The sequence below is a fragment of the Streptomyces sp. NPDC025793 genome (genome assembly GCF_055558375.1).
In genome coordinates, this window is sequence record NZ_JBVHMR010000024.1 from 59,527 (window position 1) to 80,327 (window position 20,801).

The 20,801-nt window shown below is 69.4% G+C and carries 16 protein-coding genes; 8 read left to right on the forward strand and 8 right to left on the reverse strand.

Going from position 1 to position 20,801, the window contains the following annotated elements; translation table 11 throughout:
- Positions 1-12 precede the first annotated feature (12 nt).
- On the reverse strand, positions 13-2,187 hold the full coding sequence (locus ACZ4MF_RS33775) for a hypothetical protein (RefSeq protein ID WP_467496103.1): 2,175 nt from the start codon (positions 2,185-2,187) through the stop codon (positions 13-15).
- A 404-nt stretch (positions 2,188-2,591) separates the two neighbouring features.
- Here ACZ4MF_RS33775 and ACZ4MF_RS33780 point away from each other — a divergent pair, with 404 nt between their 5' ends.
- From ACZ4MF_RS33780 to ACZ4MF_RS33790, 3 genes are read left to right on the forward strand one after another with little or no spacing between them, the layout of a single operon-like run.
- Complete coding sequence (locus ACZ4MF_RS33780) at positions 2,592-4,115, forward strand: hypothetical protein (RefSeq protein ID WP_467496104.1); 1,524 nt, start codon at positions 2,592-2,594, stop codon at positions 4,113-4,115.
- A complete protein-coding gene (locus tag ACZ4MF_RS33785) occupies positions 4,108-4,722 on the forward strand; it encodes a hypothetical protein (protein ID WP_467496106.1) in 615 nt (204 codons plus the stop codon). Before ACZ4MF_RS33780 ends, ACZ4MF_RS33785 begins: the two co-directional genes overlap by 8 nt.
- 30 nt (positions 4,723-4,752) lie before the next feature.
- The gene (locus ACZ4MF_RS33790) at positions 4,753-6,777 is read left to right on the forward strand and encodes a hypothetical protein (protein ID WP_467496108.1); all 2,025 of its coding nucleotides are present in this window, start codon (positions 4,753-4,755) and stop codon (positions 6,775-6,777) included.
- Positions 6,778-6,907: 130 nt separating this feature from the next.
- Here ACZ4MF_RS33790 and ACZ4MF_RS33795 read toward each other — a convergent pair whose 3' ends face one another.
- From ACZ4MF_RS33795 to ACZ4MF_RS33805, 3 genes are all read right to left on the reverse strand, one after another.
- Positions 6,908-8,434 carry a hypothetical protein gene (locus ACZ4MF_RS33795; protein ID WP_467496110.1) on the reverse strand — a complete coding sequence of 509 codons (1,527 nt, stop codon included), beginning with the start codon at positions 8,432-8,434 and terminating at the stop codon, positions 6,908-6,910.
- A 546-nt stretch (positions 8,435-8,980) separates the two neighbouring features.
- Positions 8,981-9,382 carry a hypothetical protein gene (locus ACZ4MF_RS33800; RefSeq protein ID WP_467496182.1) on the reverse strand — a complete coding sequence of 134 codons (402 nt, stop codon included), beginning with the start codon at positions 9,380-9,382 and terminating at the stop codon, positions 8,981-8,983.
- Complete coding sequence (locus tag ACZ4MF_RS33805; protein ID WP_467496112.1) at positions 9,382-10,416, reverse strand: hypothetical protein; 1,035 nt, start codon at positions 10,414-10,416, stop codon at positions 9,382-9,384. The genes ACZ4MF_RS33800 and ACZ4MF_RS33805 overlap by 1 nt, the downstream gene beginning before the upstream one ends.
- A 940-nt stretch (positions 10,417-11,356) precedes the next feature.
- Here ACZ4MF_RS33805 and ACZ4MF_RS33810 point away from each other — a divergent pair.
- The 5 genes from ACZ4MF_RS33810 to ACZ4MF_RS33830 all read left to right on the forward strand — a co-directional run bounded on the left by ACZ4MF_RS33810 (position 11,357) and on the right by ACZ4MF_RS33830 (position 16,658).
- A complete protein-coding gene (locus ACZ4MF_RS33810; protein WP_467496114.1) occupies positions 11,357-11,491 on the forward strand; it encodes a hypothetical protein in 135 nt (44 codons plus the stop codon).
- A gap of 1,091 nt (positions 11,492-12,582) precedes the next feature.
- Positions 12,583-12,834 carry a hypothetical protein gene (locus ACZ4MF_RS33815; protein WP_467496115.1) on the forward strand — a complete coding sequence of 84 codons (252 nt, stop codon included), beginning with the start codon at positions 12,583-12,585 and terminating at the stop codon, positions 12,832-12,834.
- An 11-nt stretch (positions 12,835-12,845) separates the two neighbouring features.
- Positions 12,846-14,045, forward strand: a complete 1,200-nt coding sequence (locus ACZ4MF_RS33820; RefSeq protein ID WP_467496117.1) for a flotillin family protein — start codon at positions 12,846-12,848, stop codon at positions 14,043-14,045.
- A 240-nt stretch (positions 14,046-14,285) separates the two neighbouring features.
- Positions 14,286-14,561, forward strand: a complete 276-nt coding sequence (locus tag ACZ4MF_RS33825) for a hypothetical protein (RefSeq protein WP_362823352.1) — start codon at positions 14,286-14,288, stop codon at positions 14,559-14,561.
- Between the two features lie 270 nt (positions 14,562-14,831).
- Complete coding sequence (locus ACZ4MF_RS33830; RefSeq protein WP_467496119.1) at positions 14,832-16,658, forward strand: phosphatidylglycerol lysyltransferase domain-containing protein; 1,827 nt, start codon at positions 14,832-14,834, stop codon at positions 16,656-16,658.
- Between the two features lie 70 nt (positions 16,659-16,728).
- Here ACZ4MF_RS33830 and ACZ4MF_RS33835 read toward each other — a convergent pair whose 3' ends face one another.
- From ACZ4MF_RS33835 to ACZ4MF_RS33850, 4 genes are all read right to left on the reverse strand, one after another.
- The gene (locus ACZ4MF_RS33835) at positions 16,729-18,156 is read right to left on the reverse strand and encodes a sensor histidine kinase (protein ID WP_467496121.1); all 1,428 of its coding nucleotides are present in this window, start codon (positions 18,154-18,156) and stop codon (positions 16,729-16,731) included.
- On the reverse strand, positions 18,157-18,894 hold the full coding sequence (locus ACZ4MF_RS33840; RefSeq protein ID WP_356035975.1) for a response regulator transcription factor: 738 nt from the start codon (positions 18,892-18,894) through the stop codon (positions 18,157-18,159).
- 203 nt (positions 18,895-19,097) lie between these two features.
- Positions 19,098-20,177 carry an LLM class flavin-dependent oxidoreductase gene (locus ACZ4MF_RS33845; protein WP_467496123.1) on the reverse strand — a complete coding sequence of 360 codons (1,080 nt, stop codon included), beginning with the start codon at positions 20,175-20,177 and terminating at the stop codon, positions 19,098-19,100.
- Between the two features lie 102 nt (positions 20,178-20,279).
- Positions 20,280-20,768, reverse strand: coding sequence for a hypothetical protein (locus tag ACZ4MF_RS33850; RefSeq protein WP_467496125.1), 489 nt, complete (start codon positions 20,766-20,768; stop codon positions 20,280-20,282).
- Positions 20,769-20,801: the final 33 nt, after the last annotated feature.

A 20,801-nucleotide genomic window follows, 5' to 3' on the forward strand; every position in this document is an offset into this window, starting at 1 on the left:
TGGGTCTGGGGGTTACGTACGGTTGATGGTTCGGGTTTCGCCGAGGGTGAGGGTGCCGTCGGCCAGGCCCGCGATCGTCAGGCGGCGGGCCTCGGCGAGGGCTTTGGTCTGGGCGTGCAGCAGGCGTTCCCGGCGTTCGGTCTCGGCCAGCAGGGCGTCGAAGCGCAGCACCTCGTCCGGGTCGAGGTCGGGGAGCTGGTAGTCCTCGATACGGCGGGCGGGGCGTACGGCGCTGGGGCTGCGCGCGGTGCCACGGGCCGCGCCGAGCAGGGCCGCCAGGACCCGGGGGGTGAGCGGACGGGGGGCGTCGGCGTTGACCCGGAGGACGCGGGCCGGGAATGCGACGACCGAGAAGCCGTCGTGGTCGACGTACACGCCGAGGCGGGGCGCGAGGGTATAGACGACGTCACCGGGCTCGGTGAGCGCCGCCCGTTCGTACGCTGTCGCCAGCAGCAGACGGTCGATGCGGCGGTCACCCATGGGCCGTTCGCCGGTGACCTCCTCGGGGCCCAGAACGGTGTGGTGGCCGTCCCGGGTGAGGTGCTTCTCGTCGATACGGTGGCCGGGGAGGCGGGTCACTCTGCGTGCGGTGATCAGCTTGTCGAGGGTGGTGCGTTTGGGCAGGCGACCGACCCTGCGCATTACGGCCCCTCGGTAAGGGCCTCGCTCGTCCTCGTACGTGTGGGTGTCCGCCGTCGCGCGTTCCAGGCGGGCCTCGGCCTCGGCGATCAGGGCGGGGCGTTCGGTGACCTTGTCGGACCAGATCGCGGAGGCGGGCGGCGCAGGCGGGGTCAGCGGACCGCCGAAGGCCCGGTCCAGGTCGGCGACGGGGACCACACGGCCGTAGCGCGGGTCGTGACCGTCGAGTCCTCGGAAGCCTTCCGATCGCCAGAGGAGGACGTCCTCGACGAGTCGCATGCGCACACCCGGCGTGAGCTGCTCCGAGCTGATGTCGGCCAGTAAGACCAGGCCCTCCGCCTCCCGGACGGGACCACGTGTGAGCGTCCACAGCGCGAGACGGTAGCCGGGGCGGAAGGGCAGGACCCCGCCAGGAAGCGCGATGACCGACTCGACGATGTTCTCGCGCAGGAGGGCCGAGCGGAGCTGGGCGGCCTCGGTGCTCTTCAGCTCGTCGACGAGCGCGTCGGCCGGTCCGAGGACGAGGGCCGTGCAGCCGGGGCGAAGGAGGTAGGCGACGCGTTCGAGCTCCGTCAGGGCGGCGAATACCGAGCGGTCCTCGCCGGGGCGGTACGGGAGCTGGGTGACGACGAGGTCCGGGTCCGCGAAGCGCTCCTCCAGGTCGGGGCCGGTCTGGACGTCCAGGTCGAGTTCGCCGACGCCCGCCAGCAGGAGGCGGCGGCGGGTGATGCGGGTGAGCCGGTCGTCGGGGTCGGCGGCGAGGACGGTGACGCGCTCGCGGTCCTCCGTGTCGTCGAGGAGCGCGGCGAGCAGGTCGCCGACGCGGGCGTGCGGGTCGGCGAGAGTAAGGGCCTCGCCTCGCTCAAGGCGGACGCGGAGGTCGGTGAGCTGGGTGAGCAGGCTCCGCAGCTCCGGGGTGACCGCGTCGGCGGCGAGGGAGTCCAGTCCAAGCCGGGAGCGGGCGGCGAGCAGCCACTCGTACGCGCCGCGCTCGTCGTAAGCGGACTCGATCAGGTCCTCGGCGAGGCGGGCGAGCGGGGCCGCTTTGGCGTCGATCAAGCGAAGCTCGCGGAGTACGAAATCGTCCTCGGCGTCTATCCGTTCGGCTCGGCGCAGCAGCGCGGACCAGAGGGCGTCGTCGGCGTCGGCGCCGGGCTGGGAGGCTGGGGAGACGTTCGCGTCGTCGGCCAATGGCCGGCCGTCGAGCCGGCGCAGGCACAGCAGGCTGCCCAGCGTCTCGACCAGCTGCCACGGCGTGAAACGGTCCCGCAGCGCGATGATGCCGAAAAGGGCCAGCTCGGATCGGAACTCCTGCGGGGCGGCGTTGCCCAGGCCCGAGGCGATCAGCCAGTCGGTCACCTGTGCGCCGTCGAACAGCGGCCGTCCCGAGTTCTCGGACACGACGGCGGGGAAGTCCGGGTGGCGTCGTCGCCAGGTGGACACGACAGGGCGCTTCACCCGGGCGAACATCGCGATGTCGGACATCGACACCAGGAGGGACAGCGGCCCTGGGGAGCGGAGTGCCGGGTCAGGCAGACCAGTGACCACGGTGTGCATCCCTCCCCCACTCATCTATCGTCACATCAGCCGCTTCGCCCGTCAGACCGGGCCTTGTCTTGCGTCGCGGTTCCGCTTGCAGCGGATTCTCGCTCGACGCCACAAGACGATACGCCGACCCCGGCTACGCAAGTGCACCTTCGTTTGATAATGATGGTTATCAGACCTGGATACAGGGTCGCCCCTTCGAGCTGCCTCGTCTGGCTGGGTGATTCACATCCGAAGTGCCACTGCTCCCGAGAGATGCGCCAGAATGACGGATCAGTTTCCCGACTGAACAGCACTGAGGGGGTGGCAGCAGGAAATGGTCGAGCACAGCCGCGGACCGTCTTGCCGAAAAGGGCTCACTGCGCGGCGCACCCACCGGCCAGCGGCGTTCAGCTGCTCTCGGTCCGATGGTTGAGCGCATGGTCGCCGTCGGTGGGAAGCCGCAAACACCGGAGCTCGTGGACGGACCGGGCTGGAGCCGCCCGGGACTGGACATCGCAGCGAGCCGTTATCCGCTCTCGGTGGAGCGGCACGTGATGCGCATGGTCGATCACCTGGTGCCCGGGGTGACCACAGCGACTCCGCATGCGCGGTACTACGCTCTGCACGGGCTGATCGCGGCGCAAGCCAATGCGGAAGACCTGACAGTCCCGGCCTCCCAAACTCTGCTGCGCCGCGCGGAAGTGGCGTTGGCCGCCGTGTCGTTCGCGCATCATCCACAGCCTCTGGAGTGGCTGCCGCGTGCTCATGGAATCGATGCCCTGGTCCGGAGGCTGCACGCCGGAACGGTCACCATGTCCGAGGCCGAGATCCCGGGCAAGGACGGGTACGTACGCAACCCGTGGGGGTTCTGGAAGGCGTACGCCGGATCCGAGGTCCCGCTCGGCATCCTCGGCACCGGCCCCATGCCGGTTCCCGGGCCGCGGCTTGAGACCGCGGCACTGCGAGCCGGACTGGGCGGGCTACTCGAACTGGCCGCCGAAGACACGCTGAACGTGGATGATCTCGCCTCTTTCGGCGACCGGCTGTGCGTGTGCGCGGGCGGTGAGCGTCCTGACGGAGCGTGGCTGGCGAACCTCATGTGCGAGCCCGGTGCACCGGCCGAAGCAGGCTCCCGCTCGGCCACACGGCGACAGACGATTCAGCTTCTGGCTCGTGTGGTCGCCACACATCCCGTCCGATACTTCACCCGCGACATCGGCCATGTGCTCGCTTTCGGCGACTTCCTGACCACCGATGCCGTGACCAGCGGCATCGACGCGGCCGGTGCCTGGCGCGGAGTGGTGCTGCGGAACTACTCCGTCGGAGCGTGGCGCCGTCTGTGGTCCTGGCTCGTGGAGCAGGTCGACGGGCTGGTACCGATCGAGGAAGTGGCCGACCGCTTCGCCGCGGAGTTGCCCGACATGACGGTGGACGCATTCCTGTCCTCTCTACCCGCGACGCAGAGCACTGCCGGAACGCCGTTGCCCGCCGAGCACGACCTGCGGTGGGCGGGTGATCCCTTGCCTGTCGCCGAGCTGCGGGTGCTCGCCGCGAGTGCCCGTCGGGTGGACGAACTCACCGGTCGGGTCCGGGACGCGTTCCTTGGCCAGCGCGGTGTCGAGCTCGGCCCGGAATGGGTCCGGCGGCGGCTTGACGAAGCACGGCGCATGAAACTGCCCGATGTCGCCCGCCGACTCACCTACGACCTGGTGGCGCGGTCGCAGCGGATCGCGCTGGCCAAGGCCCGCCGACGTGCTGACGGCACGCTGTGGTTACCGACCCGGCTGCATGAGCGCGGCGGGATGCTGTACCGGACGAGCCAGGAGGGGCGCGATGACGTCGGGCTACGGCTGAATCAACTCGGAACCGTGCTGGCCACCTGCGGCGTACTGCGGTACCACGACCAGCACTGGTCAGTGACCAGTAGCGGGAGGGCTCTCGTTGACTGAGGCCGCATCGGCACCGGGAGTGGTGGAGCCACCAACCGCGTTCGCCTCTCCGCTGACCCTCATCCTCGAGGAGCGTACGGGCGGGCGGAGCCTGGAAGAAGCGCTCTTCCTCAGCTTCACCGCCGATCTCGGCTTCTTGGAGGAGGTCGCCCTCGGCGTCACCCAGGCCACCGGAGCACGCGTCACGGTGGTGGGAGATGTCTCCATGGCGCGGAACGATCCCCGGTCCGTCCGGCGGGCCGGCCGCAGCTACCTCGCCGGTCTGGCATACGCACACGGTGCCGCGTTCCACCCCAAGCTGATGGTCCTCGCCGGACCGGAGCACGCCACCATCGCCCTCGGCTCCGGCAACACGACGCTGGCAGGCTGGCAGGCCAACGCCGAACTGTGGACGGTTCTGCGGGTGGACGGCGAGCAGAGTCCCACCGCGGTTCCGGAGCTGTCGGCATGGCTGCGCGACCTCCGGGAAAGGGTGAGGTTCTCCGCCGGCGTGCCACAAGCGCTGGGCCGGGTTGCAGCACTGCTGGACCGGCTCCACCGCGGCAGGACACCCACGGCGCCACAGGTCCGCGTCGTCAGCAGTCTGCGTGCGCCGATCATCGATTAGCTGACGCAGGGGCCCGTCGAGGAACTGGCCGTGTTCGCGCCCTTCTACGACCAGCGCTCCATGGCACTGCGGCGGTTGCTCGAACGCTTCCGTCCGAGTCGGTTCACCCTCGCCTACCAGCCCGGGCTCAGCGACCTCGACGGCCCGTCGGTCGCCGCCCTCGTGAAGGAGTACGACGGACGCGTCATCAGCGACAACGACCAACGGTATCGCCACGGGAAACTCGTCGAGTGGGTCTCTGAAGGGCAGCGGTGGGCCCTGACCGGCAGCCCGAATCTCTCCGCCGCGGCCCTGCTGCTTTCCCAGGGCGAGGGCGGCAACTGCGAACTCGGCATCATCACGCCCACCCCCACCACCCTCCTTCCGGACGGCACCGACGAGCCCGTCGCCCGGCTGCACACGGCCCCGCCCCTCCCTCGCCCCATCGCTGGCAATGGACCGCTGCTGCTCGGTGCCCTACGCGTATCGGACGGCCTGGAGATCAGCGTGGCCCGACCGCTCTCCGACACCGCTCACCTCGAGTTGTCTCAGGCGGCAGCACCGCCGGAGGCATGGGAGCGCATCGCCGACATCCCGCCCGGCCAGGCCACGGTGACGGTGACAGCTCCGGCGGATGCGGGCAGCCGTGTGCGCCTGCTGGTAGTCGGCAGCGACGGCGTACCAAGCTTCGGCAACATCGTGTTCGTCGTCGACCCTGACCGCGCCCTGCGCCGAATGACCCCGGCACAGTCCCAGGCCCCCACGACACGGCCTCCCGACCTGTTCGCGGATCCCCGGCTCGCCGAACGATTCCTGAGCGACCTGGAAACCCTCCGTACGGGACTGACCCCCACCCCGGCGGGCGTATCCGCGAGCAGCAGCACTGGCGGTGCGGTCACGACGGCCCCGCTGGACGGCGACGAGGACGGCTGGGAGCGCTATCTGGACGAATGCGCCGGACGCGTCGGACATCCGCTCACGCGCTTCGCGCTGGGGCTCCCCCTGCCCACCGACATCAGCACGCCCTTTCAGGACCTGCTGCCCGTCTCCTGGGACGAGCGGTTCATCGATGACATCGAAGCCGCCCTCGACGATGACGACGCGGAGGCCGTGGCAGCAGAGCACGACCCCGAGGCAGTCGGTGCCGAAGCGAGCAGCACCGCCACCCTGCCCGACCTCCGGCAGGCCGACCAGGAAGTCCGCCGTAGATACCGGCGCTGGGTGGAGCGCCTCGTCGCCCTCGCTCCCCAGTTGGGCCCTCCGGAGCGCATGCTCGTCGTCCGGCTGACCCTGTGGACCGTTGCGGCCGGCGCTTGGCCTCCGGCACACACCGACTGGCTCCCGCTGCTCTCCCGGGCCGTCCGCGCACTGAACCGAAACGATCTTCCCGAGCGGATCGAGCCCCAGGTCGGCAGCCTCGCCGCAGTCGCCCTCGCCGTGCTCCGAAGCCACGCCCCACGCTACGAGATCACCCCTGAGACACTCGCTTTCAACGAAGCCTCCCAGCCAGTCGGCCACCTGCTTCCCGCCGTGGACTCCGCGTACGTCACGGAGTACACGACGCTGCTCGACACAGCCTTCGGCCCGGCAGTCGATCAGGCCGCCGTGCTCGATGTTGCGTCGGACATCGTCCAGGACGATCCCCTCGTCGACGCCGTATGGTCCCTCGCCGAGAAGGGGCGCGACGTACACCGCCACGGACGACTCCTGCTCCATGTCATCGGCCGCTTCAGCAACCCCGCGCTGGTGGCACTCGAAGCAGTCGGCGCCGCCGAGGATGCGCCCCTGGTCGGGGCCTGGGCCGACTCGGGCTCGGACTCCGGCGGGGGAGCCTGGGCGCTGGTCGTCTGGCGTCGGCCCGACCTCATCGTGGTCGATGCCCGTCGGCCGATTCCCCTCTGGCGGCATTACCGGCTCACCGGGCTGGTAGGCCCCAGAGCCCTCGCCGTACAGCGCGGCTTCGAATCCGCCACCTCCGTACCCCACGGCCCCCGCAACCAGCCCTTCGAACTGGCTCACCAAGTCCTGTCAGACCTGCGTCTGGCCGGGCCACGGCCACCACGGTGCGAGCCATAGTCCGTGGACTACCCCGGGTGCTCGCCGTGGAGGACACCGTGCCACCGGCCACCGGTGAGCACGGTCCTCAGGATCTGTCTACGGCAAGGTGCGAGCGGGGAGTGCTGTACGCCTACGGGGTCAGGGGCCATCAATCCGCTGCTGCCTCGTCCGGGTCGATCATGGCCAACCACCCGGACATCTCTTCCTCAGCCTGGCGTTCGTCAGCAGCGCTTTGTTCCTTGTCCTCCTCCCAGGCCACGCTCTTGAAGATCTCCTCCGATTCCCACTCATCAAGCAGTTCGTGAGGTCTGTGATCCCAGTCGCCGAGTTCCCCGTAGTACTCCTTGGCGCTGTACAGCAATCGGAGATCCGCTTCGATGAGTCGATAGCGGGGGCTCACGCCGTAGAAATGCTGGTGTGTCGGGCGCCGAAGATTCACCTCGACCGCCCCGAGGTAGCTCTCCGACTCAGCCAGGAGCGCTTGGTGCAAGTCATCGAGTTGGCCTCTGCGCACGCCACGGACGAGGGCGAGGGCCACTTCCACGTCCGCCAGCAGAGTGCCCAGAGCGTTGATGGAGTGCGTCGACCACACCTTGGGCTCACCCGCCAAGTGGGCCGCTGCGATGTCAAGCGGCTTCGGCAGGCCGGTCAGCCCCGAGTGGGTGACGAGATTGCCCACGGCGACCGTGAGATCACGCCGGAACTCCGGCACCACCCGCATCAGCTGCCGGAACGTCTCACGCTGGATCTGCCCCGGGTCGACCTCAAGTTCGTTGAAGTGCAGTGCCACAGTGACGTCGTCGTTGCTCGGGTCACGAGTAGCGCCCAGCAGCCGCGATCCCGACCCGTGCGACGACAACCCTGTCTCGAAGTCGTCGACAGAAACCATCCTTACGGTCTCGTCCTCGCCCTGAATGACGTACTTCATGAACGCCCCTTCTGCGGTTTGCGGCTTCCCGAAGAACAGCGCGGAGATCCGAATCGCATCGGCGGATTCACCCACGACAAGGCCGATCCCCGCATAGGTGGCCTGCTCTGTCGCCGCGCTGACCAAGTCCGTGCCGGCGGTAGTGGTGGTGAGCCATTGCGGGTCATACCGGATCATGACCGTACGTCCGCCCAGTCGAAAGGACAGGTAGGGGTCGTCCTGCCATGTTCCGGTGAGCGGCCGAGGAAACGGCCGGTTGGACACGTTGCGGCTACGCATCGGCGCGTTGAACGCCACGTACATCCCCTGCCGGATCGCGTCCAGACGTGCTTCGCCGAGAGGCACAGCGTGCCCTCGCCACGACTCGAAGACGGGACGCACAGTCCCGACGAACATTCCGGGGGCGAACCCCTGCCCAGAGAACTGCCTCGTCGGGTCGAGGCCGGCACGTTGAGCCGCCTGTTGCACGACATCCCCGCCCGGAAGCATCGCAACTCTCGGCACGTTGAGGTAGTCGATGCTGCTGTAGCTCATCCTCCACGCCTGCCCGGCTTTCCTCAGGGCGGCGGTCCAGGTCTCGTGCTCCGCCTTGAGTCTGGACAACTCCTCAACGGTGTACGCCTCTCCATTGTTCTTGTCGACGATGTCGTGGCAGGTCGAGCACAACAACAGGAGGTTCGATACGGCGTTCCTGGCCTCGATCGGCAGGGTGGGGTCCGCTCGGGGCCCATGATCGCTGAGTGCCACGTTGTGTGCCGTCTGAGCCGTTGGGGTGCGTCCGGCAGTCCCAGGGTCCAACTCCCGCCGACATATCTGGCACATGCCGTTTGCCAGCCTCCAGAGCTCCCGGCGAACGCGCTCCCTGGCCTCCGGCCCTCTGGACATACCGCCCCCACCCCATTACCACTTCGATTCGTACGCGTGTGCACGCTGCTCAGAGGCACCGATCCTGCCAGCGATCAAGTCTCCAGGCGGTAACTCCACGCCATCTCTTCAGGTGCCTCACGCGACATTGGCCGATACCGTGTGGTTTCAGCCGTCACAAGAGAGCCCTCGTGCCCGTTCCGGGTTGAGCGGCTCCCTGTCCGGATGACCGCGAACCTCCTGAGGAATCTCGACAACATGGTGAAGAGAGTGCTGGCTTTGATCGGTCGCCGAGGCTGCAACGAGCCCTGAAGGGCTCGGCTAGTTGCGCCTGCGAAGTATGTACCGCAAGCTGTCGCGTGAGACGGTGACGATACCGACCACCGGGATCGTCGATCGGACCAGCCAGGAATTGGCGCAGCCGCCACCTCAGCCAAGCCATCCAGCAATGGCGTGAGCGAGCGCGTCACCCCCCTGCTGCACCACGGTCCCCGCCACCAAAGCCGGCAACGCTTGCACAGCCCCGCGCAGCGCCCCAATCGCCGGTGCATCCGAGGCTGTCAGCGAGGTGTCGATGGAGTCCGCCATGGCGCGGAACACCTGCGCGTTCGGCAGGACCGATCCGTTCTGATCCACCTCGGTTCGGAATGCGGCAAGGAGGTCGCGCACGGTTTCCATGCTGACAGCGGGACTCTCGACGGACGCGGACTGGTGGACGTTCGAGATGTTCTGCCCAACCACGTTCTGGAGTGGGGCGATGTTGTTACCGCCGATGCTGATGCCCGAGCCCCGTCCCTGTTCCGGTTCGGGGCAGCGACGTCCTACAACCATCAACTTCTCCCTCCTTGAGTCTTGTTGTCCTGGCCGACATTGCTGATGCCGCTGCCGGCGACGTTCTGGATGGGTGCGTTGTTGTCGCCGTAGACCTGGATGTTGGTGATGACCGCGGCCACCTGGCGCTCGTACGCAACGATGTCGACGCCCAGCTCTTCGAGGTAGGCGGAGACCGTGCGGAAGACGCAGGTCTGCATGAGGACGACGTGCCGCTTCGCATCGTCGGCCTGGTGCATGTCGGTGACTTCTTCGGTGGAGTACCGGTCCCGGAGGCTGACCGGATCTTTTTCCTCAGCCCGACCACCTTCCGACTGCGCTCCGAGGGCGAGCCGGGTCACCAGCCGCCACAGTGCGAGGGGGCCGTGGACGGCGTCCAACAGGGACTGCACGACCACCCAGCCGTAAAGTCTCGCTCCGCGCTTGACGACGGGTGAGTCCGTCACCCTCAGCTCGTTGTAGAGAGGCGTCATAACGTGCGGGCGCAGGGTAAGCCGTAGTTCGCCTGCCTCCAGTGCGGCATGCGCGAACAGGGTGACCACGACCTGGCCGTCCCAACTGACGCACTGTGCCCGCAAATAGAGCCGGTCCGGCACGCTGGACGGTGACCGGCGGCCCCGGCCGCGCAGGTCCGGCAGCTCCAACTTCGCGGCACGGGTCCGTCGAAGCCACAGCTCGGACGGCAGCCCGAGAATCTCCGTGACGGAGAAGCCGGGTAGGGGATCGGTGATCTCCCGTGCGCCACGGCCCAGTTCCCTGAGGGCGTCGCCCATCTGCCGCAGCAGTTCCCGCTCGCCGAAGGGCTTGATCGATACCTCTGAGTCCTTGGGCTTGAGTGGGATACCGATGTCAGCCACGCCCCATACGTAGCGTCCGGCTCCGACGAAGGTTTCCGGATGGTCATAGGGCAGTTCGAGCCGCGTCTGCTCGTTGCCGATGAGAGCCATCCGACGCATGGCCTTCGCCGACGTCCAGGGCAGGCGGTCAGACGCGATGCCGTCCCGGACGATCCTGGACAACCCCGCCCGCGCCATGAGGCGATCTCCCGCACAGATGAGTACGGCTCCGGCCAGCAGGGCGAACGGCAGCAGGAGCAGTCCGGTTCGCAGGGTGACCGCCTCGCCGCGTATCGGCTCGTAGGGCACTACGGCGAGTATCCAGGGGACACACAGAACGAGGTACGCCAGACGGGGTGAGGGCGCCAGCCTCGACTTCTTGCCCTTGCGGGCTGCCCGTAGCCCGGCCCACCACATGAGGCAAGCCAGCAAAACGGCGCCGCCCCACACGACGGCTGCCCGGGGGACCTCGTACGCAACACCGACGGCAAAGAGCAGGACGAGCGTTCGCCGCAGCCGACGCCGTCTCCGTGCGCGCAGACTGTGCGCGATGACGGGCACTAGGTCGAATCCGTACGAGGGAACAGGCAACGGCGGGCCGTGGAGAACGTGATCACGTACCCACTGGGCCATGGGCTCACCCAGGGGAGGGCAGTCGTCGTTGCCCTCCAAGTAGATGCGTCTACGAGTACTGCGCCGCGGCTTGTTCGGTTTCTGATCCTTGCCCTGGATCTTGCTCCACCACGCCTTGACGGCCTTGACCCGGTCGGGACGGGTGTAGACGGCCTGGCACAGCAGCCTTGTCACCTCCGACGAGGTCGAGTCCACCTCACCAGAGCCGCCACCGCGAGAGGGGACAGGCCCGGCCTGAACCGGTACCGCGGGCCCATCGACCATCCCTTCCGGGGCACGCCCCTCTCGTACACGCAGTCCCCGACCGAACCCCATTCCCGCCCCCCGTTCACTGACACGGCGGGCATCATCATGGTGAAGTCCCGGAACCACCAGACCGCAAACGCGACAATGCACTCAACCTGCCTGGATCGGTGAAGGTTTGACCGAATACCGCTCACAGTCGAGAGTGCCTCGCACACAGCATCAACGCGTAGCCCTCCGCGCCTTGCCGGCATGAACGGCCTTGACCGTCATTGGCCCGGGCTACAGAACGGTCCGCGAGGCCGCGGCTTCGGTCGTGCTGACCGCGCCCGGCGTCGCGCTCCATAAAGAAGCGATCCTCGATCTCCTTCTGGACGGCCTGTCGCACCAGGCGTAGGGACATCGGCGCCGTGCTCGGCTCTGGGAGCCATCTGGGAGCCGACTCGCTCCCGAAACCCCCTCCACACCACCCGAGACCAACCGGAACCACCCACCCGAACTGTGTAAACACAATCCCGGCAGGAAAGATCATTAATCGAACCTCATTCGGGACGAAGAGGTCGTGGGTTCAATTCCCACCATCTCGGTAGGAAAATACCGGGTCAATTCAGCGTCCGCACGTGAAAAACGTCAGCCTGATTGCTTGTGTGGAACCGTCCTGCACGGCCGGGGGTAATCACCGGATCGCCTCACAGGCGGTGGCCAGCAGGGCAACAGCGTCCCAGGGCACATCCAGGGCACACGAGCCCGGGAAGCAGCGTTGACCCGTGAGAACTACCGAGAGGTAATTCCGCAGGTCACCGCACGTTTGCCCAAGAAGTGCCAGCTCAGCCCCGCACCCCTCCCATTCGCTGCACGAGTGGCAGGACTTCAGCCACCGGCTGCATGAGGCGGGGCATCAGCCGTATTGCCTTGTGTGGCCCTGATCGGCCCTGAGCTGGGGTTTCTTGCGGATCGGGCGGGGTCTTCGGGCCTCGCCGGCAGCGGACAGGCGGGCTTCTCGTTCAACTGCTCGTCGCCGAGCGGCTCCTGCTCGTGGGGCCCGAACCACGGCGGGCGGCTGAGGGGCGACGGACGACGGCACGATCTGGCGCGCCGCAGCCGTGAAGCTCTCCGGCGGCAGGTGGAGGCCTGCGCTCGACGGTCACCGACACCCACGGCGACGGCTCGACCACAGCGGTGTACAACGCGTACGCCGTCAGCCGAGGCCCGACCGGACCGGTTCTCGCCGCCGCCCGGAGTCAGCCGACGACAACCGCATCAACTCCCGTACCCCTGGCGGTCGTTGTCGTCGTAGCGAGCCGCAACGAGCGGGGGAACCTGCCCGTGGCGGCTGCGCTTCGGGAACGGCCCTCGCCGAGGCGCTCCGGCCGCCGTACCGCCTCCCCCGGGCCCGCCCGGTACGCCACGCCCTCCTGCCCGTTGGGAACCGGCCGTAGTGGGGTTATCGTCGGAATCCTGGGGCCAGGACGAGGAGGACGGCCGGTGATGTCGCAGGACGAGGCCGTGATCGGCTGCATGGGCAAGGTGCTCATCGGGACCCGCGGAACCGCCGGTCCAGGCGAGGTGCTCGTGCGGGTCAGAGGCGGCTCCGAGACCTTTCTCGCCTGGTCCGAGAATCCCCTGCCCGCAGGCTCCACGGTCCTCGTGATCGAATCACGCGGATGCCGCGAGGTCGGCGTCATCGAGTGGGTGGATCCATTGGACGCGCTCGACGGAGACACCGCCGGCGCAAGCTGAGGAGTACAGGCATGTTCGGATACCGCGTTCCCGCTCCCGACGAGGCGATGCTGATCTCGGGAGGCAGGCGGGGACTGGGGGGCGCTCCGTTCCGCGTGGTCACGGGCCACGGCAAGTTCGTGCTTCCGGTCTTTCGCAAGGTCCGCTTCCTCACGCTGTCGATGTGTGAGGCGGAGGTCACCGAGACCTGTGTGACCAAGCAGGGCATCTCCCTGCACGTGCGCGCGGTCATCGCCTTCAAGGTCGGCAACGACCAGGAGAGCATCATCAACGCCGGCCAGCGCTTCCTGTCCGACCAGGAGCAGATGTCGGTGCTGACCGGCCGGATCTTCGCAGGTCACCTGCGGGCCATCATCGGCTCGATGACCGTCGAGGAGATCGTCACCGAGCGGCAGAAGCTCGCCGCCGAGGTGCTGGACACCTCGAAGGTCGAGATGGCGAAGATCGGCCTGATCGTCGACTCGCTCCAGATCCAGTCGATCGACGACGGCGACACCGGCTACATCGCCGCGATGTCCGCCCCGCACAAGGCCGCCATCCAGCGCCAGGCCCAGATCGCCCAGGCGCAGGCCACCCAGGCCTCGGTCGAGGCGGAGCAGGCGGCGGCCCGCAAGCAGGCCGAGTACGCCCGGCAGACCGCCGTCGTCCAGGCCGAGTACTCGGCCGAGGTCGACCGCGCGCAGGCGCAGGCCTCCCAGGCCGGTCCGCTGGCGCAGGCCCACGCCCAGCAGGAGGTGCTCGCGGCACAGACCGAACTGGCCCAGAGGCAGGCCGAGTTGCGGCAGCAGCAGCTGGTGGCCGAGGTCGTCAAGCCGGCCCAGGCCGAGGCCGAGCGGGTCCGGATCCTCGCCGCCGCCGAGGCCCAGCGCATGAAGATCCAGGCGGAGGCCGCGGCCTCCTACGACCGGGTCGCGCTGGACCGGATGCTGATCGACCAGCTCCCGCAGATCGTGAAGGAGGCCGCGGGCGGCCTGGCGGGCGCCAACGTCAACGTCCTCAACGGCGCCGACGGCCTCGGCGAGATCGCCGCCGGCCTGGTCTCGCAGGGCCTGACGATCCTCGACTCGGTCCGCCAGAACCTGGGCGGCCAGGACAAGGAGAAGACCGGCACCGCGGGCACCGCCGGAGGCACCAACCCGAGCGGCCTGCTCCAGCTGCGCGCGGGCAAGGGCCGCTCCTCGGACGACGACGGCCCGGTCACCGTCGACTAGCACGCGAAGTGCCGGTCGGGGCCGGGGTCCCGGTCCCGACCGGCACCGCCACATGCCACCGCCACCGCCACCGCGAGGCCCTCGGCGCCGTCGCACACGTGAGACCTCGCCGCGGAACCGATCACGAGAACGGCCACCACCCCCACCGGTGACACCCCGGCCCGGCGCGACCACCCGGAAACCCTACGTATTGTAGGTTCCCAACCGCCAGCGGCCACACGCCTGTTCAACGGGGGACCCATGCAGGACAGCGAGACGAAAACCGGCGAGGAGGCGTGTGCGCGCAGTCTCGCGCCCACGGTGACCCTGCTGGTCGTCAGCCTGATCGTCGCCGCCGTGGGCGTGTACGAGCTGTGCGGTTTCGGCCTGCACAGCCTCGACCGGCGCCCGCACCTGTTCAGTGACGGCCTCGCCACCGGCGGGGTGATCGTCGCCGCGGTGGCGGCCGGCGCGGCGGTGGGCAACCTGGCCTGGCACCTGGCGGCGGCCCGGCGCGGCACGGGTAAATCCGGTTGATTTCCGGTAAGACGCACAGCCGGGACACAGAAAGGGCCGGGTAAGGCGAGCACAGGGAGTTCCCAGGAAGGCGGGAACAGGCAGATCCAGGTAAGAGCGGATGCCGGTACGCTCCCGGTAGCCCCGGCGCCCGGACCATCGCCGTCCGCTCCGTGTGAATCCGGTGAGTGCCGCCGCATCGGGGCCGCGCACCACGCGCACCCACGCTTACCCTACGAACTGTAGGGTCGGCGTTTCCCCGTCCCTCCCCACCCAAGGTGACCAGTCACCATGCCCGCACAGCAGTCGACCGTGATCGACGCGCAGGTCCCCGGCCAACGCGGCAGCCGCCGCGAGTTCCAGTTGCCCGCGCCCAGCCCCCGGCTGCGCGCGGCGGCGGCTTCGGCCACCGTCTGGTACCTGCGACTGATCGCCGTCTTCAACATCATCGCGGTGCTGTCGGTGCCGTTCCGCAAAGAAGTGCAGGAACACAACGACGGCAAGATCTTCACCGCCCGCCATGTGCACGCGCACACGCACCACGCCGGCCAGTTCTTCACGCCGTACCTGGCCACCGCGGGTCTGGCCGCGGCCGCGGCGGCGATCTTCCTGGCGCTGGTGATGCGGCGCGGCAAGCGGGCCGCGTGGGTCGTCAACATGCTGATGGCCGGCCCCCTGTTCGTGCTGTACGTCCTCGCGCTGACCCAGCACCCGTTCAGCGGCCATGTCTTCAACTGGGTCTCCACCGCCCTCACCGGCCTCTTCGTGGTCGCGCTGCTGATCGGCCGCCGCGAGTTCAACGCCGTCGGCGACCCCTCCAACCCGAAGCTCGCGCTGGCGGCCGGCGTCGGCGGGATCCTGGTGGCCGGCGGTCTCGGCACGCTGCTCGTGCACGCCACCAACAAGGTGCCGGGCGGCGGTCCCCTGTACGAGGAGCTGGCCTACACCCTGCTGCGCGGCGTCAGCGTCGGCCCCTTCGCCGACCGGGTCGACTCCGTGCACGCGCCCCGCTGGGTCGACATCATCGTCAACGTCCTGCTGGCCGCCGCCTTCTGCCTGGTCCTGTACGCCTGCTTCCGCTCCCCGCGCGGGCGCCGGCTGCTCACCGACGAGGACGAGGAGAAGCTGCGCGCGCTGCTCGACAAGCACGGCGCCCGTGACTCCCTCGGCTACTTCGCGCTGCGCCGCGACAAGGCCGCCATCTTCTCGCCCACCGGGAAGGCGGCCGTCACCTACCGCGTCGTCGGCGCCGTCTCCCTCGCCTCCGGCGACCCGATCGGCGACCCCGAGGCCTGGCCCGGCGCCATCGACGCCTGGCTGTCGGAGGCCCGCCGGCACGCGTGGACCCCGGCCGTGATGGGCGCGAGCGAGGAGGCGGGCACGATCTACGCCCGCCACGGCCTGGACGCCCTCGAACTCGGCGACGAGGCGATCGTGGACATCGCGGACTTCACCCTGGAGGGCCGCGCCATGCGTGTCGTCCGCCAGGCCCACAACCGGGTCAAGCGGGCCGGCTACACGGTCCGGGTCCGCCGCCACGAGGACATCCCCGAAGAGGAGATGAACCGGCTCGTCCAGCGCGCCGACGACTGGCGCGACGGCGCCACCGAACGCGGCTTCTCCATGGCCCTCGGCCGGCTCGGCGACCCCGGGGACGGCCGCTGCGTGATGCTGGAGTGCCGCGACGCGAACGACGAACCGCGCGCCCTGCTCAGCTTCGTCCCCTGGGGCGAGCACGGCCTGTCCCTGGACCTGATGCGCCGCGACCGCGACAGCGAGAACGGCCTGATGGAGTACATGGTCGTGGAACTCCTGCTCCAGGCGAAGGAGTTGGGGGTCCAGCGCGTCTCGCTGAACTTCGCGATGTTCCGCGCGGTCTTCGAGCGCGGCGCCCGCCTCGGTGCCGGTCCGGTCCTGCGCCTGTGGCGCTCGGTCCTCACCTTCTTCTCCCGCTGGTGGCAGATCGAGTCCCTGTACCGGGCCAACGCCAAGTACCGCCCGGTCTGGGAACCGCGGTTCCTGCTGTTCGCCAAGTCCAGCGACATCCCGCGCATCGGTCTGGCCTCGGCCCGGGCGGAGGGGTTCCTCGAACTGCCGGGTATGGGCGGGAAGTCGTAGGGAGCGGCCGAGCGGCGGCGGACCGGCGGCAGCGGCCGACGGTCCGCCGCTTGCGTCGGTCCTCAGCCGTTCACGCGATCCCGCCGCCCACGGTGAACCCGATGACCGAGCCGCCGCCCTCGCGCCGGAAGGCGAACGGCGCTCCGCCGTGCGCCATGGCGACCTCGCGGACGATGGACAGCCCGAGGCCCGAGCCCGGCAGGGAGCGGGCGTCGGCGGCCCGGTAGAAGCGGTCGAAGATGCGGATGAGGTCGCCCTCCGCGATACCCGGCCCCCGGTCCAGCACCTCCACCCGTACCGTCCCCGAGCGGGCCGGCCCGGTGATGTTGATCTCGATGGGGGACGTGCGGTCCCGGTCGAACTTGGCCGCGTTCTCCACCAGGTTGGACATGGCCCGCTGCAGCATCCCCGGCCGGCCGTCGGTGGTCGTGTCGCCGCTCGTACGGAGCACGATCTCGCGCCCGGTACGGCGCTTGGCCACCCCCATCACCTCCTCGGCGATGTCGGCGAGGTCGACGCGCTGCGGCGGCTCGGTGTCGGACTGCCCGGCGGCCAGGTCGACCAACTCGTTGACCAGGTCGGTCAGTTCGCGAGCCTCCTGGCCGAGGTCGGCGACCAGGTCCTCACGGGTCTCGGGCGGGAGTTCGTCGATACGGCGCAGCAGCGAGATGTTCGTCCGCAGCGAGGTGAGCGGGGTGCGCAGCTCGTGCCCCGCGTCCTGGACCAGCCGGCGCTGGTCCTCCTCGGACTGCGCGAGCCGGCCCAGCATCCGGTCGAAGGCACGGCCCAGCCGGCCCACCTCGTCCAGCCCGGTGACCGGCACCTCGATACCCAGCCGGCGGGTGCGGGCCACGTCCTCGGCGGCGGAGGTGAGGATCACCAGGCGCCGGGTGATCCGGCGCGCCAGCCACCAGCCGAACAGACCGGCGGCCACCACGACCGCCGCCATCAGGATCAGCGTGCGCCGCTGAAGGGTGCGCAGCAGGTCCTCGGTGTCGCTGAACTCCTGGGCGATCTGCACCGCGCCCCGGCCGTCGCCGAGCGAGATGGTGGCGATGCGGTACAGGTCGGAGTCCACCGGCACGTCCTTGTGCTGGACCACCTTCCCGGCGGTCTGCGCGAGGGCCATCGCCTTGTCCCGGGAGGTGACGGGCAGGCTCGGACTGCCGTGGTCCACTATCTGGCCCTGCGCGCCCAGCACCTGGACATCGGTGCGCGCCGGCCGGACCAGGTCATGCCCCGGCCGGGACGACGAGAAGTCCTCCGGCACCATCTCGTGCTGCCGTACCTCGTCCCGTACGTCCTGCACGACCTGCGAGAACACCGACTGCTGGTCGACGCGGACCAGCCGGGCGGCGGAGCTGTACGACAGGATGCCGACGAGGATCGTGACCGCCGCGGTGACGGCCGCGAAGGAGACGACGAAGGTGGTGCGCAGGGAGACGAGCCCCGGCCGGCGCCCGGCCAGCGACCGCTTGAGCCGCTTGAGACGGCCCACTCAGTCCTCCCGCAGCACGTAACCCACGCCCCGCACGGTGTGGATCAGCTGCGGGGCGCCGGGCTCGTCGAGCTTGCGGCGCAGGTAGCCGACGTACACGGCGAGGTTCTTGGAGCCCGGACCGAAGTCGTAGCCCCAGATCCGGTCGTAGATGGTGGAGTGGTCGAGCACGATGCCGGCGTTGCGCACGAGGAGCTCCAGCAGCTCGAACTCGGTGCGGGTCAGCTCCAGCTCGCGCTTGCCGCGCCAGGCACGGCGGGCCTGGAGGTCCATACGGATGCCGGCGGCCTCGACCTGCCGGTCCGAGATCTGGACGTCGGCCCGCACGGAGTCGGTCCCGCCACCGCTGCCGTTCGCCCCGGCGGGCACCGGGAGCGTACGGCGCAGCAGCGCACGCAGCCGAGCGAACACCTCCTCCACGTCGAAGGGCTTGACGACGTAGTCGTCGGCGCCGGCGTCCAGGCCCGCGATGCGGTCGGCGGTCTCCACGAGGGCGGTGAGCATGAGGATCGGGGTGCGGTCGCCCTCGGCGCGCAGCACACGGCAGACCTGCAGACCGTCGATGCCGGGCATCATCACGTCCAGCACGAGGACGTCCGGCGGCGTCTTGTGGGCCTGGGCCAGGGCTTCCACGCCGTCGGCGACCGCCGTCACCGCATACCCTTCCAGCGTCAGCGCACGCTCCAGGGCATGGCGGATGGCACGGTCGTCTTCGGCGAGCAGCACAGTCTGGGGCACGCCCCCAGTTTGCCAAGGCCTGCGGCGGTTCGGTCGAGGCGGGCGGGCCTACGATCACCCTTTTTACCGCCCTCTCACCGTCACGGTGGAACCCGACCCCGCCCCTTTCCGTCCTCTCACCATCTCCGCCCCGCCCGCCAGGGCCGCCTCACAGCCGGCCGAGCCGGGTCGACGGGCGGGCGGAAAAACGGAAAAACCGGCCACTACAACGCCGCCTCCGCGGGGAGCAGGGACCGGTGCGTGGGCGCCTCCGGCACCCCGGCCGGCCGCCCCTTGGCGAACTCCTCCCGCAGCACCGGTACGACCTCCTCGCCCAGCAGGTCGAGCTGCTCCAGCACGGTCTTCAGCGGCAGCCCCGCGTGGTCCATGAGGAACAGCTGGCGCTGGTAGTCACCGGCGTACTCACGGAACGCCAGCGTCTTCTCGATCACCTGCTGCGGCGAACCCACGGTCAGCGGGGTCTGCTCGGTGAAGTCCTCCAGCGAGGGTCCGTGACCGTAGACGGGCGCGTTGTCGAAGTACGGGCGGAACTCGCGCACCGCGTCCTGCGAGTTCCTGCGCATGAACACCTGGCCGCCGAGCCCGACGATCGCCTGCTCGGGCGTGCCGTGCCCGTAGTGGGCGTACCGGGCCCGGTACAGCTCGACCATCCGCTTGGTGTGGTCGGCCGGCCAGAAGATGTTGTTGTGGAAGAAGCCGTCGCCGTAGAAGGCCGCCTGCTCGGCGATCTCCGGGGAGCGGATCGAGCCGTGCCAGACGAACGGCGGCACGCCGTCCAGCGGCCGCGGGGTCGAGGTGAAGCCCTGCAGCGGCGTACGGAATTCGCCCTCCCAGTCCACGACGTCCTCGCGCCACAGGCGGTGCAGCAGGGCGTAGTTCTCGATGGCGAGGTTGATGCCCTGGCGGATGTCCTGCCCGAACCAGGGGTAGACCGGGCCGGTGTTGCCGCGGCCCATCATCAGGTCGACGCGCCCGTCGGCCAGGTGCTGGAGCATCGCGAAGTCCTCCGCGATCTTCACCGGGTCGTTGGTGGTGATCAGGGTGGTGGACGTGGACAGGACGAGGTTCTCGGTCCGCGCCGCGATGTAGCCGAGCATGGTGGTCGGCGACGACGGCACGAACGGCGGGTTGTGGTGCTCACCGGTCGCGAAGACGTCCAGGCCGACCTCCTCGGCCTTCAGCGCGATGGCGACCATGGCCTTGATCCGCTCGGCCTCGGTCGGGGTGCGCCCCGTGGTGGGGTCCGGCGTGACATCGCCGACCGTGAAGATCCCGAACTGCATGGCTCGCTCACCCTCTAGGTTGTTGACCGCTAAACTTAGCTTTCCGAACGGCCACCCAACCTCGGGTATTCCACCCCCGTCGACACCCCGCCGAGCCGGACCTCAGAAGGTGTACGCGTCCCCGGTGTCCAGCACGAGGACCTTCAGCCGGTCGTTCGACCGGTCCCCGTCCACCGCGCCGCCCGCCCACGCCGTGTCGACCTCCAGCGTGACCTCCGACGACCGCTCGCCCAGCCGCACCGGCACCCGCAGCGGCTCCCCCGCCGCGTCCACGCCCACCGCGCCCGTCGCGCACAGGAGCGTGCGCTCGTCCTCCCGTACACACCGGGCCGGCAACTGCTGCGCCGCGGCCAGCGGCACCGACCAGCGCAGCCGCACGGTCGCGTCCGGCACGGCGGCGGGGCCGCCGTTCCACGGGGTCAGCCGCAGATCGACCGCGCCCCCGTCCAGCTGCGCCACCCCGTGGAACGCCAGATCGGCCTCGGGAACGGGAGTCCGCCCGGGAGCGGCCACGGCACCCCCGCACGCCAGCACCACCCCGGCACACACGACCCCCGACACCGCCCCCGACACCACTGCCCGAGCCCGCATCCGCACGCCACTCACCTCGCACTCCGGCCGCCC

Bases quoted from the DNA above. Each gene is read 5' to 3' on its own strand.
- ACZ4MF_RS33780 (WP_467496104.1), top strand. From the start codon at position 2,592: ATGGTTGAGCGCATGGTCGCCGTCGGTGGGAAGCCGCAAACACCGGAG.
- ACZ4MF_RS33800 (WP_467496182.1), bottom strand. From the start codon at position 9,382: ATGGTTGTAGGACGTCGCTGCCCCGAACCGGAACAGGGACGGGGCTCG.
- ACZ4MF_RS33805 (WP_467496112.1), bottom strand. From the start codon at position 10,416: ATGGCGCGGGCGGGGTTGTCCAGGATCGTCCGGGACGGCATCGCGTCT.
- ACZ4MF_RS33815 (WP_467496115.1), top strand. From the start codon at position 12,583: ATGTCGCAGGACGAGGCCGTGATCGGCTGCATGGGCAAGGTGCTCATC.
- ACZ4MF_RS33820 (WP_467496117.1), top strand. From the start codon at position 12,846: ATGTTCGGATACCGCGTTCCCGCTCCCGACGAGGCGATGCTGATCTCG.
- ACZ4MF_RS33825 (WP_362823352.1), top strand. From the start codon at position 14,286: ATGCAGGACAGCGAGACGAAAACCGGCGAGGAGGCGTGTGCGCGCAGT.
- ACZ4MF_RS33830 (WP_467496119.1), top strand. From the start codon at position 14,832: ATGCCCGCACAGCAGTCGACCGTGATCGACGCGCAGGTCCCCGGCCAA.
- ACZ4MF_RS33845 (WP_467496123.1), bottom strand. From the start codon at position 20,177: ATGCAGTTCGGGATCTTCACGGTCGGCGATGTCACGCCGGACCCCACC.
- ACZ4MF_RS33850 (WP_467496125.1), bottom strand. From the start codon at position 20,768: ATGCGGGCTCGGGCAGTGGTGTCGGGGGCGGTGTCGGGGGTCGTGTGT.